This is a genomic window from Verrucosispora sp. WMMD573 (assembly GCF_027497175.1).
In the GTDB taxonomy this organism is placed as follows: Bacteria; Actinomycetota; Actinomycetes; order Mycobacteriales; family Micromonosporaceae; genus Micromonospora.
Genome location: NZ_CP114901.1, coordinates 4,556,407 through 4,571,377, shown reverse-complemented (window position 1 = coordinate 4,571,377; position 14,971 = coordinate 4,556,407). Strand labels below are relative to the sequence as shown.

16 protein-coding genes are annotated in these 14,971 nt (G+C 71.7%); 6 read left to right on the top strand and 10 right to left on the bottom strand.

The window, feature by feature from the left end:
* Positions 1-53: 53 nt before the first annotated feature.
* Positions 54-704, top strand: coding sequence for an NAD(P)H-dependent oxidoreductase (locus O7601_RS20820; protein WP_281562769.1), 651 nt, complete (start codon positions 54-56; stop codon positions 702-704).
* 65 nt (positions 705-769) lie between these two features.
* Here the strand turns inward: O7601_RS20820 and O7601_RS20815 are convergent, their stop codons facing one another.
* Together O7601_RS20815 and O7601_RS20810 are read right to left on the bottom strand one after the other, a co-directional pair.
* Positions 770-1,252: a type II toxin-antitoxin system PemK/MazF family toxin gene (locus O7601_RS20815; RefSeq protein WP_093402297.1), complete on the bottom strand. Its 483-nt coding sequence runs from the start codon at positions 1,250-1,252 to the stop codon at positions 770-772.
* Between the two features lie 75 nt (positions 1,253-1,327).
* On the bottom strand, positions 1,328-1,684 hold the full coding sequence (locus O7601_RS20810; RefSeq protein ID WP_281562768.1) for a DUF2267 domain-containing protein: 357 nt from the start codon (positions 1,682-1,684) through the stop codon (positions 1,328-1,330).
* Between the two features lie 380 nt (positions 1,685-2,064).
* On the opposite strand from O7601_RS20810, the gene O7601_RS20805 reads away from it, so the two are divergent.
* Positions 2,065-2,523 carry a hypothetical protein gene (locus tag O7601_RS20805; RefSeq protein WP_281562767.1) on the top strand — a complete coding sequence of 153 codons (459 nt, stop codon included), beginning with the start codon at positions 2,065-2,067 and terminating at the stop codon, positions 2,521-2,523.
* Between the two features lie 17 nt (positions 2,524-2,540).
* On the opposite strand, the gene O7601_RS20800 is transcribed toward O7601_RS20805, so the two are convergent.
* The 8 genes from O7601_RS20800 to O7601_RS20765 all read right to left on the bottom strand — a co-directional run bounded on the left by O7601_RS20800 (position 2,541) and on the right by O7601_RS20765 (position 10,321).
* Positions 2,541-3,086: a hypothetical protein gene (locus O7601_RS20800; RefSeq protein ID WP_281566988.1), complete on the bottom strand. Its 546-nt coding sequence runs from the start codon at positions 3,084-3,086 to the stop codon at positions 2,541-2,543.
* 2 nt (positions 3,087-3,088) lie between these two features.
* Positions 3,089-3,838: a response regulator transcription factor gene (locus O7601_RS20795; RefSeq protein ID WP_281562766.1), complete on the bottom strand. Its 750-nt coding sequence runs from the start codon at positions 3,836-3,838 to the stop codon at positions 3,089-3,091.
* A gap of 183 nt (positions 3,839-4,021) precedes the next feature.
* A complete protein-coding gene (pstB, locus tag O7601_RS20790; RefSeq protein ID WP_281562765.1) occupies positions 4,022-4,885 on the bottom strand; it encodes a phosphate ABC transporter ATP-binding protein PstB in 864 nt (287 codons plus the stop codon).
* A 1-nt stretch (position 4,886) separates the two neighbouring features.
* On the bottom strand, positions 4,887-5,801 hold the full coding sequence (gene pstA, locus O7601_RS20785) for a phosphate ABC transporter permease PstA (RefSeq protein WP_281562764.1): 915 nt from the start codon (positions 5,799-5,801) through the stop codon (positions 4,887-4,889).
* Entirely contained in the window at positions 5,798-6,790 is a 993-nt protein-coding gene (gene pstC / locus O7601_RS20780; protein WP_281562763.1) for a phosphate ABC transporter permease subunit PstC, read from the bottom strand. The genes pstA and pstC overlap by 4 nt, the downstream gene beginning before the upstream one ends.
* Before the next feature lie 85 nt (positions 6,791-6,875).
* Positions 6,876-7,952 carry a phosphate ABC transporter substrate-binding protein PstS gene (gene pstS, locus O7601_RS20775; RefSeq protein WP_281562762.1) on the bottom strand — a complete coding sequence of 359 codons (1,077 nt, stop codon included), beginning with the start codon at positions 7,950-7,952 and terminating at the stop codon, positions 6,876-6,878.
* Positions 7,953-8,165: 213 nt separating this feature from the next.
* Positions 8,166-8,810 (bottom strand): PhoU domain-containing protein, encoded by a 645-nt coding sequence (locus tag O7601_RS20770; RefSeq protein WP_281562761.1) that lies wholly within the window; start codon positions 8,808-8,810, stop codon positions 8,166-8,168.
* A 149-nt stretch (positions 8,811-8,959) separates the two neighbouring features.
* The gene (locus tag O7601_RS20765; RefSeq protein WP_281562760.1) at positions 8,960-10,321 is read right to left on the bottom strand and encodes a hypothetical protein; all 1,362 of its coding nucleotides are present in this window, start codon (positions 10,319-10,321) and stop codon (positions 8,960-8,962) included.
* 104 nt (positions 10,322-10,425) lie between these two features.
* Here O7601_RS20765 and O7601_RS20760 point away from each other — a divergent pair, with 104 nt between their 5' ends.
* The 4 genes from O7601_RS20760 (at position 10,426) to O7601_RS20745 (ending at position 14,971) form a co-directional block, all read left to right on the top strand.
* Positions 10,426-11,028 carry a class I SAM-dependent methyltransferase gene (locus O7601_RS20760; protein ID WP_281562759.1) on the top strand — a complete coding sequence of 201 codons (603 nt, stop codon included), beginning with the start codon at positions 10,426-10,428 and terminating at the stop codon, positions 11,026-11,028.
* A gap of 80 nt (positions 11,029-11,108) precedes the next feature.
* Entirely contained in the window at positions 11,109-12,854 is a 1,746-nt protein-coding gene (locus O7601_RS20755; protein WP_281562758.1) for an ABC transporter ATP-binding protein, read from the top strand.
* Entirely contained in the window at positions 12,851-14,596 is a 1,746-nt protein-coding gene (locus tag O7601_RS20750; RefSeq protein ID WP_281562757.1) for an ABC transporter ATP-binding protein, read from the top strand. Before O7601_RS20755 ends, O7601_RS20750 begins: the two co-directional genes overlap by 4 nt.
* Positions 14,597-14,635: 39 nt before the next feature.
* Entirely contained in the window at positions 14,636-14,971 is a 336-nt protein-coding gene (locus tag O7601_RS20745; protein WP_281562756.1) for a hypothetical protein, read from the top strand.

Here is a 14,971-nt window from a genome sequence, read left to right as displayed (position 1 = left end):
GTCCACAGGTGGGTACTCCACCCGGATCAGGCTCGTACGGCGGAGGGAAGATCATGGCGGACATCCGGGCGTTGGTCCTCAGCTGCACGCTCAAACGCTCCCCCGCCCGGTCCAGCTCCGAGGTGCTGGGCCAGGAGGTGCTCGACGCTCTCGGCGAGCAGGGGGTCACGGGCGAGCTGATTCGGGTGGTGGACCACGACGTCCGCTTCGGTGTCTCCACCGACGAGGGGGATGGCGACGCCTGGCCGCAGATCCGGGCGAAGCTGATGGCCGCGCAGATCTTCGTGATCGCCACGCCGATCTGGCTCGGTCAGCCGTCGAGCGTGTGCAAGATGGTCCTGGAACGGCTCGACGCCGAGCTCAGCGAGACCGACGACCAGGGCCGGCTGGTCACCTACGGCAAGGTCGGCGCCGTGGCGGTGGTCGGCAACGAGGACGGCGCGCACCACACGATCGGGCAGGTGCAGCAGGCGCTCAACGAGGTCGGCTTCACCTGCCCAGCGGCTGGCGGGACGTACTGGGTCGGCGAGGCCCTGCACAAGACCGACTACATCGACGTGCGCCCCAAGCCCGACACCACCGGTCGGGCCACGAAGGCGCTGGCGCTCAACAGCGCCCACCTGGCACGGTTGCTCGCCGAACAGCCGTACCCGCCGTCGGACGCCCGCGACGCCGCGGTCGACCCGGCCCAGCGATCCGGCTGAGGCCACCGGTCCGGCCCGGGCCAGCGGTCGGACCGACACCACCGGCTCCGCGGCGAGTCGGCCGGTCAGCGCCAGCCGTACCCGGCGCGCAGGGCTTGGCCCACCCGGTCGAACCGGGCCCGGTCCAGCACCGCGCCCTCGCGCCGGATGCTGTCCTCCCGCATGGTCAGCACCCGGTCCAGGCGCACCCAGCTCGGCCGCCGGTCACGGTCCCAGTCGCCCGGCCCGAGGGCCAGCCAGTGCCGGTCACCGTGTCGGTCCTGCTGGCTGGAGAGCATCAGCCCGAACAGGGTCCGGCTGTGCCGGCCCACCACCAGCACCGGCCGGTCCTTGCCCTGCCGAGGGTCGTCCTCGTAGGACACCCAGGTCCAGACGATCTCCCCCGGATCGGCCTGGCCATCGGGCTCCGGGGCGTACGACAACTCGCGGCGCTGCAACGCGCTGACCTGGCGCCGCCGCGCGAGCCTGGCCGGGGACGGACCGGCCGCGCGCGGCCTCGGGATGACCGCGCCGACACGGGACGCCATGCTCCTGAACAGACCTGCCACGGCGGCAGCCTATCCGCTGCCACCGGTCCCCCGGCCGGCAGGGAGTGCGCCCTGAGCCGCGCGACGGCCGGGGCCTCATCCGATGATCGGGTCACTGCCACCGCCAGCGGTGCGCATCCGTCCCACCATCTCCTGGAACTCACCGACGGTCACCGTCTCGCGCAGGGTGGCGAACACGGCCGCGGCCCCGGCAGCCGCCGTGCCCTCGTCGACTCCGGCCCGCTCACCGACCCGGCGGAGGAAGTCCGCCGGCCCGCCCGGCGGCACCGCGTCGGTCAGCTCGGCCGGCAGGTACCCGGTCGGGTCCGTCGGCGGCGAGCCGGTCATCCGCTCCACGACGGTCTGCAGAACCGCGCGCGCGACGCTGGCCGCGGGTTCGGGCGCCAACCCGGATCGACGGGACACCGCGGCGACGAACAGCGGAAACCGCACGGCGCCCTCCTGTCGTCGGCGGCGCGCTGGTTACCCCCGCCGGCACCCGACAAACTCCCGCCCCGGATGCCCGGGTCGGTCCGGTGCGATGCCCGGGCGGGCCCGCCCGGAACCGACCAGGTGCGAGGCCGGCGGGACGAGCGCCGCCCGGAGGTCCCTCGGCCACCGGGTACGGCTCGCAGGCACACGTCGCGCCCCCGTTCGCCACCACGTGTGCCTGCCCGAAAGACCATGCTGGCAACCCGCCGGGCCGGAGCTGTCCGGCCGCTGGGGTTGCCAGGCGAATGCCATCGTACGCGTACAGTTAGGAGTCCTGTCAATGCTGGATTCCATGTCCAGCCCTCGTGTAAATATGGTGTTCCGCCGTGCGAGGAGCCTCCATGCCTGAGGAGCCGGACCACCCCGGCGAGACCTTTGCCGACCGTCTCGACTGGCTGTTCCGCACCACCGCGGACCCGACCGGCAAGCCGTACAGCGTCCGCCATGTCGCCGCCGAGTTGACCCGGCGCGGCTGCCGGATCTCCCACACCCACCTCAACAACCTGCGCCAGGGCCGGGCACCGGACCCGCGACGGTCCGTGGTGGAGGCGATAGCCACCTTCTTCGGTCGCCCGCCATCGTTCTTCACCGGTCGGCCGGTCGACCGGGAGCTACCCGACGACGACCTCATCCACCTGCTGGCCGACCCGTACCTGCGGCAGGTGGCACGGCGGCTGGTCGACGCCCGCCTGTCGCCGGAGGGACACGCCGTCGTGGTGGCGGTGATCGAGCAGGTCCGCCGGCTGGAGGCCGCGGCCGGGAACCGACGCGGCGCAGCCACCCCCGTCGCCCGAAGCTGAGTGGCGCCGGCCACCGGTCACGGGTCCGGCTGCGCGCTCACTCTTGCGGCTGTCTCCGGGCCTCGGTGCCGTGCCTCCCGCCAACGCGCGGCGCGTACCCGGTCCATCGTGTAGCACAGCTCCCGAGGGGCCTCCGGCCGGCCGGGCACCCGGTCGAACGGGAATCCGCGACCGGCGTAGTCGTAGTGGGCCTTGAGCAGCCGGGTCAACCCCGCCATCGCACCGATGATCTTCTTGCGGGGCCGTCCCGTGGCCTCGGCCAGGTCGCCCACCGTGAACAGCCGCTCCGGCTCGGCGGCGAGCGCGTCGAGCACGGCGGCGACCGTGCGATGGGTGGCGCTGCGTCCTTGGCTGAGCCGGCGCAGATCCTCGACCGTCCAGTCCGACTCCGCCGGGCGGGGCATCGGGTCGGCCCGCCGACGGGGCACCGGCCCCACCCGGTGCCGGGCGTCGAGGTCGGCCAGCAGACGGGCCACGTGCGGAACGTACGCCAGCGGGACCGCCACCAGCACCATCCCCTCCGTCGGCGTCCCCGACGGCGGGTACGACGGCAGCGCCGGCATGTTCACGACGTCGACGGCGTTGCGGTGGCCTGGGCGGGCACGAACCGATAGCCCAGGCCGCGTACGGTCACGATCATCGGTGCCCGGTCACCGTCCAGCGCCAGTCGCCGACGCAGCCGCTTGATGTGCACCGTGAGGGTGTTCGACGTGTCGTCGGAGATACCACCCCAGACGGCGGCGAGCAGTTGCTCGCGGGTGACCGTCCGCTCCGCGTGGCTCATGAAGAAGTAGAGCAGTCGGAACTCCTTCAACGGCAGGGCAACCGTCCGGCCGTCCAGGCTCACCTCGAACGTCGCCGGATCCACCCGCAGTCCGCCCAGCTCGATCGGCGGATCGAGCGCGCCGGCGGTCTCCGGGCGGATGGCCCGCAGGATCGGCAGTACCTCCTCGGCGCGGTAGGGACGCCGTACGCAGGCGGTGGCACCGGCCTTGAGCGCGGCGGCGGCCACCCCACCGTCCTCGTCACCCACCCCGACCACCGTGGGGATGCCGGCTCGGCGGGCCAGCAGCCGCACCATCTCGGTGCAGCTCATGGTGGACAGGCCGGCGGCGACCACTGCCGCGTCCGGTTGCAGCGCCCCGGCGGCCAGCAGCGCCTCGGCGGCGTGCGCGAAGTGGTGGCCGCGTACCCGGTGGTCGGCCAGCTGGGCGACCAACGCGGCACCGACGCTCTCGTCGTCGTCCACCACGAGCAGCACGAAACGCCCGTCGGATCGATGGTCACCCCTGGTGGCCTCGACGAGATTGTTCATCGCACACCGGCTCCGGTTCAGTTCAGGCCCGCCGCGACACCCTCGGTCGCGCAGGGCGATCCCCCGCACTACAGGTCGACGACGGTCGGCAGGACGCGGCTGAGCGTCACGACGAGCCAGCCACAACCCGGTGGGTCACCCTTTGAACAACGGCGACCCACCGTCGACCGTCGCGTTCGGCACTCAGCCGAAGCGACCGGTGATGTAGTCCTCCGTACGCTTGTCGGCGGGGTTGGTGAACAGCTTGCCGGTCTGGCTGAACTCGACAAGCCGCCCGTGCCGCTCCTGCGCCTCGTCGACCTCGGCGGTGAAGAAGGCGGTGTAGTGGCTGACCCGGGCCGCCTGCTGCATGTTGTGCGTGACGATCACGATGGTGTAGTCGTTCGTCAGCTCGAAGATCAGGTCCTCGATCTTCGCCGTGGCGATCGGGTCGAGGGCCGAGCAGGGCTCGTCCATCAGGATCACCTCGGGCTTGACGGCGATCGTCCGGGCGATGCAGAGCCGCTGCTGCTGGCCGCCGGAGAGCGCCAGAGCGCTCTTGCGCAGCTTGTCCTTTACCTCGTCCCAGAGCGCGGCCTTGGTCAACGCCTCCTCGACGTGGTCGTCGAGCCGGCCCTTGATGCCGTTGATCCGCAGCCCGTACGCGACGTTGTCGTAGATGGACTTGGGGAACGGGTTGGGCTTCTGGAACACCATGCCGATGCGGCGGCGCACCTGGATCGGGTCGACGTCCTTGGCGTACAGGTCCTGGCCGTGAAACAGGACGTCGCCGCTGACCCGGGCACCGGGGATCGGGTCGTTCATCCGGTTGAGCGCCCGCAGCACCGTCGACTTGCCGCAGCCGGAGGGCCCGATCATCGCGGTGACCTGGTTCTGCTGGATCGGCATCGTGGTGCCGCGGACCGCCTCGTAGCTGCCGTAGTAGACGCTCACGTCGCGCAGCTGCATCACGGACGCGTTGGCGGACTCCGCGCCGGAGACGGTGGTGCCGGGAGCGTGCACCGCCACGGACGGGCGGGTGGTGAGGTTGGTGTCGTTGCTGGCCATGTCAGCGCTCCTTGATGGCGAACCGGCTGGAGATGAATCGGGCGATGATCGTGAAGCCGAGCACGATCACGATGAGCGTCAGCGCCGCACCCCAGGCCCGGTTCTGGGCGGCCTCGAACGGCTGGCTGGCGTTGCGGAAGATCTGCGCCGGCAACGCCGTGTTGGAGCCGTCGAAAAGGTTCCAGTTGGGCGAGAAGACGATTCCGGTGACGATGATGATCGGTGCGGTCTCGCCGGCCGCGCGGGCGACGGCCAGCAGCGAGCCGCTGGTGATGCCGGAGATCGCCGCCGGCAGCACCACGGTCAGCGTGGTCTTCCACTTGCGGGCACCGAGCGCCATGCTGGCCTGCCGCAACTCGTCGGGGACCAGCCGGAGCATCTCCTCGCTGCTGCGGATGACGACCGGCAGCATCAGACAGGCCAGCGCCAGCGCGCCGGCGAAGCCGGTCTGCTCACCGACCAGCAGCACCCAGGAGATGTAGATGAACAGGCCCATCACGATCGACGGCACGCCGGTCATCACGTCGGACATCAGCCGGATGATCCGGGCCAACGGCCGCTGCTTGCCGTACTCGTTGAGGTAGATCGCGCCGAAGACGCCGAGCGGGATCGCCATCAGCGCGGCCATCCCAGTGATGAGCAGCGTGCCGACGATCGCCGGGCCCATGCCTCCGCCGTCACGGCGGTAGGAGTTGGGGATGTCCTCGTTCAGGAACGACAGGCTCATCACCCCACCGCCCTTGGCGATGACCGTATAGGTGACCAGGGCCAGCGGGATGACGGCGAGCAGCACGGCGACCCAGATCGCCGCCGTGGCGAGGTGATTGGTGAACCGGCGGCGGCCGGAGAGCGCCGCCCGGGTCAGGTCGGGCCCGCCGGCGGCCGGGCGGGCGGCGGGTGGTGCGGTGAGAGTCACGCGACGCTTCCCTTCATCCGGGCCTCGGCCCGACGGACGACCACCTGGGCGAGCACGTTGATCAGCACCGTCATCGCGAACAGCACCACGCCGAGACCGATGAGCGCGGCGGTGAAGGTGCCGGTGGACTCGCCGAACTGCTGCACGATGACGGCGGCCATCGAGTTGCCGGGGGCGAAGAGGTTGGCGGTGATGTTCGTGGCACCGCCGATGACCAGCGCGACCGCGATCGTCTCGCCCATGGCCCGGCCCAGGCCGAGCATCACCGCGCCGACCACCCCGCCGAAGCTGTGCGGGAAGACCGCGCCCCGGATCATCTCCCAGCGGGTGGCGCCCAGAGCGAGGGCCGCGTCCTTGTCGGCACGCGGCACCGTGCTGAACACCTCGCGGGTGATCGAGGTGATGATCGGCGTGACCATGATCGCCAGGATCAGGCCGGCGGTCATGAAGTTGCGGCCGCTGCCGACCGGGCCGAAGAGGCGGCCGAGCAACGGGATGCCGCCGAGGACGTCGTGCATCCACTGGTAGATCGGGACCAGCGCGGGCGCCACGACCAGAATGCCCCAGAGGCCGAAGACCACCGACGGCACGGCGGCCAGCAGGTCGATCACGGTCACCGCGGGGCCGCGCAGCCGGCGCGGGGCCAGCTCGGTGAGGAACAGCGCGATGCCGACCGAGACCGGCACCGCGAACAGCAGCGCGATAAGCGACGAGACCGCGGTGCCGTACGCGAACGACAGCGCACCGAAGATGGCGTCGCCGGTGGCCGGGTTCGGGTCCCAGACCCGCTCGGTGATGAAGCGCAGGCCCATCGCGTCGAACGCGGGCCAGGCCTCCCGGACGGTGGTGATCAGGATCAGCCCGAGGATGGCCAGCACCAGCAGGCCGGTGGCGAGCGTCCACCAGGAGAAGACGCGGTCGCCGAGGGCGCTGCTGCCCCGCTGGGTCAGCGTCGGCTTGGCTGCCGGGGGATTGTTCGTCAAGGTCATCTTCACTCCAGCTCAGGTACCCCGCTAGGGACGGGATCGACGTGATCCCGTCCCTAGCTGGAACGCCCTAGCGATCTTGATTTGATCAGCCCTGGATCTTCTCGACCTGGGCCAGTGCCTTCTCCTTGAGCGAGGCCGGCAGCGGTGCGAAGTCGACCTCCTCGGCCAGTTCCTGGCCGTCGTTGAGCAGGAAGGTGAGGAAGCCCTTGACCAGCGCGGCCTTGTTCGCGTCGTCGTAGGAGGTCTTGACGATGATGAACGTCGGCGCGGTGATCGGGTAGGCGGAGGCACCGGCGGCGTTGAGCGGGTTGTAGCTCAGGTCCTCGGCGATCTCGGCACCCTCCAGGCCGGCGGTGGTGCCCTCCAGCGACGGCTCGACGAACTGGCCGTCCTTGTTCTTGATGGCGGCGTACTTCAGGCCGGTGGCCTTGGCGTCGCTCAGGTCGACGTACCCGACGGCGCCGTTGGTCTGCTTGACGATCTGCGCGACACCGGTGTTCTTCTCGCCACCCTGGGTGCTGGCCGGCCAGGCCACCGTGTCACCACTGCCCAGCTTCCAGGTGCCCGCCGCCGCGGCGTCGAGGTACTTGGTGAAGTTGCTGGTGGTGCCGGAACCGTCCGAACGGTGCGCAACGGTGATCGGCGTGTTGGGCAGCTCGACACCCGGGTTGTCGGCCTTGACGGCCGCGTCGTCCCAGGTCTTGATGTCGGTCTGGAAGATCTTGGCGAGCGTCTCCGGGCTGAGCTGGAGCTTGTCGACGCCCTCAAGGTTGTAGGAAACCGTGATCGGGGCCGCCACCGTCGGCACGTACATGAACGAACCGGCGGTCACGCCGTCGGTGTCCTTCACCAGGCTGTCGGTGCCGGCAAAGTCGACCAGGCCCTCACCGAACTGCTTTTTGCCGGTGCCGGATCCGGTCGCGTTGTAGGTGACCGTCACGTCGGATGCCTCGGCCTTGAAGGCTTCGACGACCTCTTGGTAGTAAGCGTCCGGGAAGCTGGCGCCCGACGCCTTCAACTCGCCGGACAGGTCGGCGTAGGCGCCGTCGCCGCCACTGCCGCCCGGCTCCGAGCTGCTGTCATTGCTACCACAGCCGGTAAGCGCGAGCGCGGCAAGCGCGACGCCGGCAAGGACGCGCCGCGAAAGCACGTTGCGGTTCACCAGGTAAGCCTCTCTATCGGGGTGCATCAGCCCGTCCGGGCCGTACGCGAGTCAAGCTAGGAGGCCCAGGTAGCCGGACTCCCGGACCCAGGTGAACGAAAAGTGAACTTGCCGGCTTGGTGGGGGCCAACGGGAAGCCGGGATGTGACGTTGCGGACGCGGCGTACCGGATGTCCGGAAAATTGGCCCGGCCGCCGGCCGTCGCGTACCGCGTCAGAGCCGGATGGTGCCGGTCACCAGGTAGACGACCTGGCGGGCGACGTTCACCGCCTGGTCGGCGTAGCGCTCGTAGTAGCGGCCGAGCAGGGCCAGGTCGATAGCGGACTCCACCCCGTACGGCCAGCCGGAGACCAGCAGCGACAGCAGGCGTTCCTGCGCGGCGTCGACCTCGTCGTCGTCCAGCCCGAGCTGCATCGCGTCGAGCCGGTCCCGGGTGGCCAGCACGAGCGCGCACTTGTCCGCCACCCGCGCCGCCGCCTCGGCCAGCGCCGTCATCACCGGCATCGCCGGCTCCGGGACCACCCCGATCGGGTGCCGACGCAACGCGACCTTCGCGACGTGCACCGCGAGGTCGCCCATCCGTTCCAGGGCACCGGCGATCCGCAACGCGCACACCACCAGGCGCAGATCCGAGGCGACCGGCTGGTGCCGCACCAACACCTCGGGGATCATCGCCTCCACCTCGGCCCGCCGGGCGTCCAGCACGGCGTCACCGGCGAGCACCGTCTCGGCCGCGCCCCGGTCCACCGCCAGCAGCGCGGTGCTGGCCCCCCGGATCGCCGCGCCGGCGTCCCGACTCATCAACGCCAGGACACCGGTGAGCCGGTCGAGCTGCTCGTCGAAGCTGTCCCGGCTCATTGCGCGTCCCTCCCGTCGGGTCACCCGGTCACGGTGACGCCCGAGACCGGCGCGGCAGCCGGCCGATCCTGGACAGCAACCTACCTGCCCCCGGGCAGCGCCACCCGCCGCGCCACCCGGAGGCCACCGGCAGGTCTCGCCGCACCGGGTCAGTCGGCCAGCACGTCCAGGAGCAGGGCCGCCGTCCAACTGAACGCCGGTGAGCCCAGGCCGGCGCCGGTGTCCGGGTGAAAGTACTCGTGGCAACCGGCCGCCGCGACCAGGTCGATCATCGAGGAGCGCAGCCCGGCCGCCAACCGGTCGTGTCCGTGCCGCACCAGTCCATGCCGGACCAGCCAGGTGATGTTCATCCAGCTCGGGCCGCGCCAGTAGCGCAGCGGCTCGAAGTCGGCACCGGTCCGGTCGTGGCTGGGCAGTGGTCGGGTCATCCGGGCGGCGAGACCGAAGCGGGCCGAGCGGGCCTCGGCGAGCACCGCGTCGACCTGTCGCGCCGGCAGGCCGGGCAGGATCAGCGGGGTCAGGCCGAGCACCGTACGGGCCGGCGTCAATCGGCCGGTCCGCAGGTCACGCGGATGGAAGGTGCCACTGTCCGGGTCGTACAGCCGGGTCACCACAGCCTCGGTGATGGCGACAGCCCGCTCCCGGTGCGGGCCCGGGTCGACGCCGATCACCTCGGCGATGCCGGCGAGCGCCACCTCCGAGGCGCCCATTGCCGCGTTGAACAGCGGACACTCGACCAGGAACGGATGCCGGTCGGCCAGGCTGTCGTCGCGGTAACCGCCCGCCCGGTAGGCGGTGACCATGGTGACGTACCGCGCGTAGTCCAGGTCGGTGGGTCGGTGGGCGGGATCGGCGTGCACGGTGTCGCGCCGCCGGTACGCACGCATCACCGCCGCCTCCGCCGGCACCGCCGACATCGGCCCGTCCCAGGCCGGGCTGTTGTCCAGTCCGGACTCCCACGGGTGCACGATGCTGGCCAACCCGCCACCAGCGACATCGCGACAGGTGGCGAGGTAGCGCTGCTGCGCCACCAGGCGCGGATAGAGCCGTCGCAACGCGACGCGGCTCGCCTCCGACGGCACGCGACAGTAAGCGTGCCAGGCGGCCAACGCGTGCACGGGCGGCTGCACCAGCCCGGAGGTGGCCACCGGCGGTGTCCCCTCGACGGTGTTCGACGACCAGAACCCGGCGCCGGGAAAGTAGGCGCCGCCAGCCACCGCCGGGTTGAACACGATGTGCGGCACCCGACCGTCGCCCCACTGGGCGCGGAACAGGGTGTCCAGCTCCGACCAGGTGCGGTCGGGGCGGAGTTGGGCCCAGCCGATCGAGATGAAGGCCGAATCCCAGCTCCACTGGTGCGGGTACAGGGTGCGCGACGGCACCGTGTGGTCGTGTTCCCAGTTGCCGTCGAGAGTGCTCCGGGCCAACTCCCACAGCCGGCCGTGCTCACCGACGGCATCAGCGGCCACAGCCGGGCTCGGCCCGGCCGGCGGAACAGTTCGGTTCACCATGAGTCACGACATGGTAGCGCGCGAGTTGGTCTCCGGACACCTGCCGTTGGTCCTGTTCCGGCGGTCGGACGGCTGCCCTGAGCCGGTCCGGATACGGTGCAGACATGACCAACAGGACCCGATGGGCCACCGACACCGGTCCCGAGCACTCGCAGTGGTACGTCAACCGGTTCCGGCAGTTGGCGGCCGAAGGCGCGGATCTGGCTGGTGAGGCCCGGCTGCTCGACACGCTGGTGCCGCCGGCCTCCCGGATCCTCGACGCCGGCTGCGGCACCGGTCGGGTCGGCGCCGAGTTGGCGGCGCGTGGTCACACGGTGGTCGGGGTGGACGCGGACCCGGTCCTGATCGACGCGGCCCGGGCCGACCACCCCGCGCCCAGTTGGCTCGTCGCCGATCTGGCCGAGTTGGACCTCGCGGCGGCCGGCGAGAGCGAGCCGTTCGACGCGGCGGTGCTCGCCGGCAACGTGATGGCCTTCGTCGCCGCCGGCACCGAACGCCAGGTGCTCAGCCGGGTCGCCGCGCACCTGCGCCCGGACGGTGTGGTCGCGGTCGGATTCGGCACCGACCGGGGGTATCCACTCACCGACTTCGACGCCGACGCGGTCGCCGCCGGACTGCGCCTGGAACACCGCTTCGCCACCTGGGACCTGCGCCCGTGGCGCGAGGACGCGGACTTCGCCGTGACCATCCTGCGCCGCCCCGCCTGATCGCCACTCCCCCGCCGTCCGCCGCGCCGACGCCCGATATTGCCGTGGAAGCGCTCCGAGCCGGACCGTAGCCTGGAACGATGCCCCCACAGCTCCCTCATGCCGAGCCGGGCACGCCGGACACGAGGGGGCCACTGAGATACATCTGGTGGCTGGTCCGCTGTCAGCCGTGGCGGGTGCTGCGTGGCGGCCTCATCGGCACCGCCTGGATGCTCGGGTTGTCGGTCCGGCCATACCTCGTCGCCCGCGCCATCGACGACGGGTTACGGCCCGCCGGCCACCGGGCGCTGCTGTGGTGGGTGGCCGCGATCGTCGTCGCCGGGTTGGGCCTGGCCTACCTGGGCATCATGCGGCACCGCACGATGACCTTCGTCCGGGAGGACGCCTCGGCCCGGTCCGCCGCCGTCCTGCTGCGTCACCTGTCCCGCATCGGTGCCGTGCTGCCTCGCAGGCTCGCCGCCGGCGAGGTCGCCACCGTGGGCGGCGCGGACATCATCCACACCTCGGGGGTGCTGACGATGACCGGGCCCGGCGTCGGGGCCGTCCTCGCGTACGTCTTCGTCGCCTTTCTCCTGTGGTCGGTGTCTCCGATGCTCGCGGTGTTCGTGCTGCTCGGCGTGCCGACGGTGGTGCTGCTGGTCGGGCCGCTGCTGCGCCGCCTCGAACGGGTCGAGTCGGTCTACCGTCACCAGCAGGGCCTGCTCACCACCCGGGCCGCCGACATCGTGGCCGGGCTGCGGGTGCTCGCCGGGGTCGGTGGGCGGGGACTGTTCGCCCGCCGGTACACGGCCCGCTCCCAGCGGCTGCTGACCGAGGGGTACCGGGTCGGCGCCGTGAACAGCTGGATCGAGTCGCTGACGATCGTCATTCCGGGCGTGTTCCTGGCCGCCGTGGTGTGGCTGGCGGCGCGGATGGCGGCAGCGGGTGACATCACCATCGGGCAGACGGTGGCCGTCTACGGGTACGTGGCGGTCCTGATCGTGCCGGTGTGGTTCCTGCTCGAAGGCGGTTACCAGGTGATCCGGGGGCGGGTCGCCGCCCGCCGGATCATCGCACTGCTCAACCTCAGACCGGACGAGGCCGGTCCACCGTCACCGGCCGGCGGGACGCAAGCCGCGCCGGACCGACCCGCCGACCTGCATGATCCCGCCACCGGGCTGACCGTACCCGCCGGACGGCTGCTGGCCGTCGCCGCCGACGACCCGGCCGAGGCCGTCGCGCTGGCCGACCGGCTCGGGCGGTTCGTCGCCGGCGAGGTGACCTGGGGTGGCGTGCCGCTCACCAGCATCGCGCTGGACGAGGTGCGGGCGCGGATCCTGGTCGCCGACCACGACTCCTATCTCTTCGCCGGAACACTGCGCGAGATCCTGCGCGTCCGGGCGGACACCAGCGACGCCGACCTGTTCACGGCGTTGCGTACCGCGTCGGCGGTGGACGTGGTCGACGCCCACCCGGACGGGCTCGCGATGCCGGTCGGTACCCGGGCCCGGACCCTCTCCGGCGGCCAGCGGCAACGCGTACGCCTGGCCCGCGCTCTGCTCGCCGAGCCGGACGTGCTGATCCTCATCGACCCGACGTCGGCCGTGGACGCGCACACCGAGGCGCGCATCGCGCGGCGGCTGCGGGCGGCGCGGGCCGGACGGACCACAGTCGTGCTGACCACCTCACCGCTGCTGCTCGGGCGCGCCGACCTGGTCGCACACCTGCGCCACGGCCGGATCACCGCCGCCGGCAGTCACGTCGAACTGCTCGCACAGGATCCGAGCTACCGGGCCCTGGTGTCCCGGGACGGCGAGTCCGTCGACGCCGACGGGTCACTGCGGTGACCGGGCTGCCCGTCGCGGACCGGAAGGTCGTCCGTCGCGCGGCGCTGGGCCTCATCGCCGCGGACCGCCGCGCGGTCGCCGTCGTCCTGGTGCTGCACGGCGCCGCCGCGGTCGCCGGGCTCGCGCCGCCGTGGCTGTTGGGCAGGATCGTCGACGAGGTCACGGCCGGTGCCGGCGCCGCCGCCGTGGACCGTCTGGCCCTCGCGATCGGCGGCTGTGTGCTGGCCCACGGGCTGCTCGCCCGCTACGCCCAGTACGTCGGCCACCGGTTCGGTGAGCGCGCCGTCGCCCGGCTCCGCGAAGCATTCGTCGCGCGAGCGCTGGACCTGCCCATCTCCGTCATCGAACGGGCCGGCACCGGTGAACTCGCCACCCGCAGCTCGGTGGACGTGACGACCGTCGGGACGACGGTACGGGACGTGATGCCCGTCATGGTCATCGCCGGGACGCAGTTGTCGCTGCTCTTCGGTGCGATCTTCCTGCTGCATCCGCTACTCGGCCTGGTCGCCCTGACCGGGCTGCCGTCGATCGTCGCGGTCACCCGCTGGTATCTGCGTCGCGCCAGGCCGGCCTACCTTGCCGAAGGGGCCGCGACCGCCGAGCTGACCGAGGCGTTGACCACGACCGCCGAGGGTGCCCGCACGGTCGAGGCGCTCCGCCTCGGTGCCGACCGCATCGCGTACGGCCGGCAGCGCATCGGCCGGGTGTGGGCCACCCGTCGGGCGACCCTGGCCCTCCGGTCGGTCTTCTTCCCGGTGGTGGAGGCGAGCTACGCGCTGCCGATCGCGGTGGTGCTGCTGTTCGGCGGCTTCCTGCTGGACCGTGACCTGGTGACCCTCGGCGAGGTGGTCGCGGCGGCGCTCTACCTTCAGCAGGCGATCGAGCCGCTGGATCGGCTGCTGCAATGGATGGAGCAGGCCCAACGCGGCCTCGCCTCGTTCGCCCGGGTGCTCGGTGTCGGCCAGCAGACCGAAGCCGCAGCCGGCACACCGCGACCACGCGTGCCGGCCCCCGCCCGGTCCGGACGGCTCGTCGTACGCGGAGCCCACTTCTCGTACGCCGACGGTCCCGACGTGCTGCGCGGGATCGACCTGGTGGTACGCCCCGGCGAACGCCTCGCCATCGTCGGCCCTTCCGGGGCGGGAAAGTCCACGCTCGCCCGGCTGCTCGCCGGAACCGACGTGCCGCGCGAGGGTGTGGTGAGCCTCGACGGCCTGGCCGTCACGGACCTCGACCCGGCCGAGCGTCGTCGCCGGATCGCCCTGGTCACCCAGGAACACCACGTCTTCATCGGCACGCTGCGCGACAACCTCGCCTTCGCCGCCCCCGACGCGTCCGACGAGCAGATGCGCGCCGCACTGGTCGCGGTGAGCGCCGACTGGTACGCCGACCTGCCCGACGGACTCGACACGCAACTCGGTGACGGGGCTCGTGAACTCAGTGCCGCCGACGCCCAGCAACTCGCGCTCGCCCGGCTCGTGCTCGCCAACCCGCAGATCCTGATCCTCGACGAGGCCACGGCCGCGCTCGACCCGACGACCGCCCGGCGTACCGAGCGGGCCCTCGCCGCCGTGGCCAGCGGGCGTACGGTCATCGCCATCGCGCACCGGCTCAACACCGCGCACGACGCCGACCGGGTGGCCGTGCTGGAGGACGGCCGGATCACCGAACTCGGCGGCCACGACGAACTCGTCCGCACCGGTGGCGCCTACGCCGCGCTCTGGCGGTCCTGGCACGGCTGAGCCCGTCCCGCCCGGCCGCAGGGCTGCGGAGGACGATTCATGTTGGATAGTGTCTGCCTCGCCACGAAACGTGACCGACCAGCAACCCGTACGGTGGACCGGAAGGACGGCATGGCCAGCATCGAGCAAGTGAAGGCCGAGCTCGCCCAGGCAGCCGAGCAGTGCAACGCGACGACGAACCAGATCCGGTCCGCCATCGACGGCACCGAACAGGTGATCTCTCGGCTACGCGCGGTCGCGGCCGGCACCGGTCATCCCGCCATCGCGGAGGCGATCAACCGGGCTGAGCAGAGCAAGCAGCGGCTGGTCGAGGCGGCGACGGTGCTCCAGGGCAGCACCCAGGCGGCTCGACAGTACATCAGCATCCTCGGGTGA

Bases quoted from the DNA above. Each gene is read 5' to 3' on its own strand.
- O7601_RS20795 (WP_281562766.1), bottom strand. From the start codon at position 3,838: ATGAACAATCTCGTCGAGGCCACCAGGGGTGACCATCGATCCGACGGG.
- O7601_RS20805 (WP_281562767.1), top strand. From the start codon at position 2,065: ATGCCTGAGGAGCCGGACCACCCCGGCGAGACCTTTGCCGACCGTCTC.
- pstC (WP_281562763.1), bottom strand. From the start codon at position 6,790: ATGACCTTGACGAACAATCCCCCGGCAGCCAAGCCGACGCTGACCCAG.
- O7601_RS20770 (WP_281562761.1), bottom strand. From the start codon at position 8,810: ATGAGCCGGGACAGCTTCGACGAGCAGCTCGACCGGCTCACCGGTGTC.
- O7601_RS20745 (WP_281562756.1), top strand. From the start codon at position 14,636: ATGTTGGATAGTGTCTGCCTCGCCACGAAACGTGACCGACCAGCAACC.
- pstB (WP_281562765.1), bottom strand. From the start codon at position 4,885: ATGGCCAGCAACGACACCAACCTCACCACCCGCCCGTCCGTGGCGGTG.
- O7601_RS20765 (WP_281562760.1), bottom strand. From the start codon at position 10,321: ATGGTGAACCGAACTGTTCCGCCGGCCGGGCCGAGCCCGGCTGTGGCC.
- O7601_RS20800 (WP_281566988.1), bottom strand. From the start codon at position 3,086: ATGCCGGCGCTGCCGTCGTACCCGCCGTCGGGGACGCCGACGGAGGGG.
- O7601_RS20760 (WP_281562759.1), top strand. From the start codon at position 10,426: ATGACCAACAGGACCCGATGGGCCACCGACACCGGTCCCGAGCACTCG.
- O7601_RS20755 (WP_281562758.1), top strand. From the start codon at position 11,109: ATGCCCCCACAGCTCCCTCATGCCGAGCCGGGCACGCCGGACACGAGG.
- O7601_RS20820 (WP_281562769.1), top strand. From the start codon at position 54: ATGGCGGACATCCGGGCGTTGGTCCTCAGCTGCACGCTCAAACGCTCC.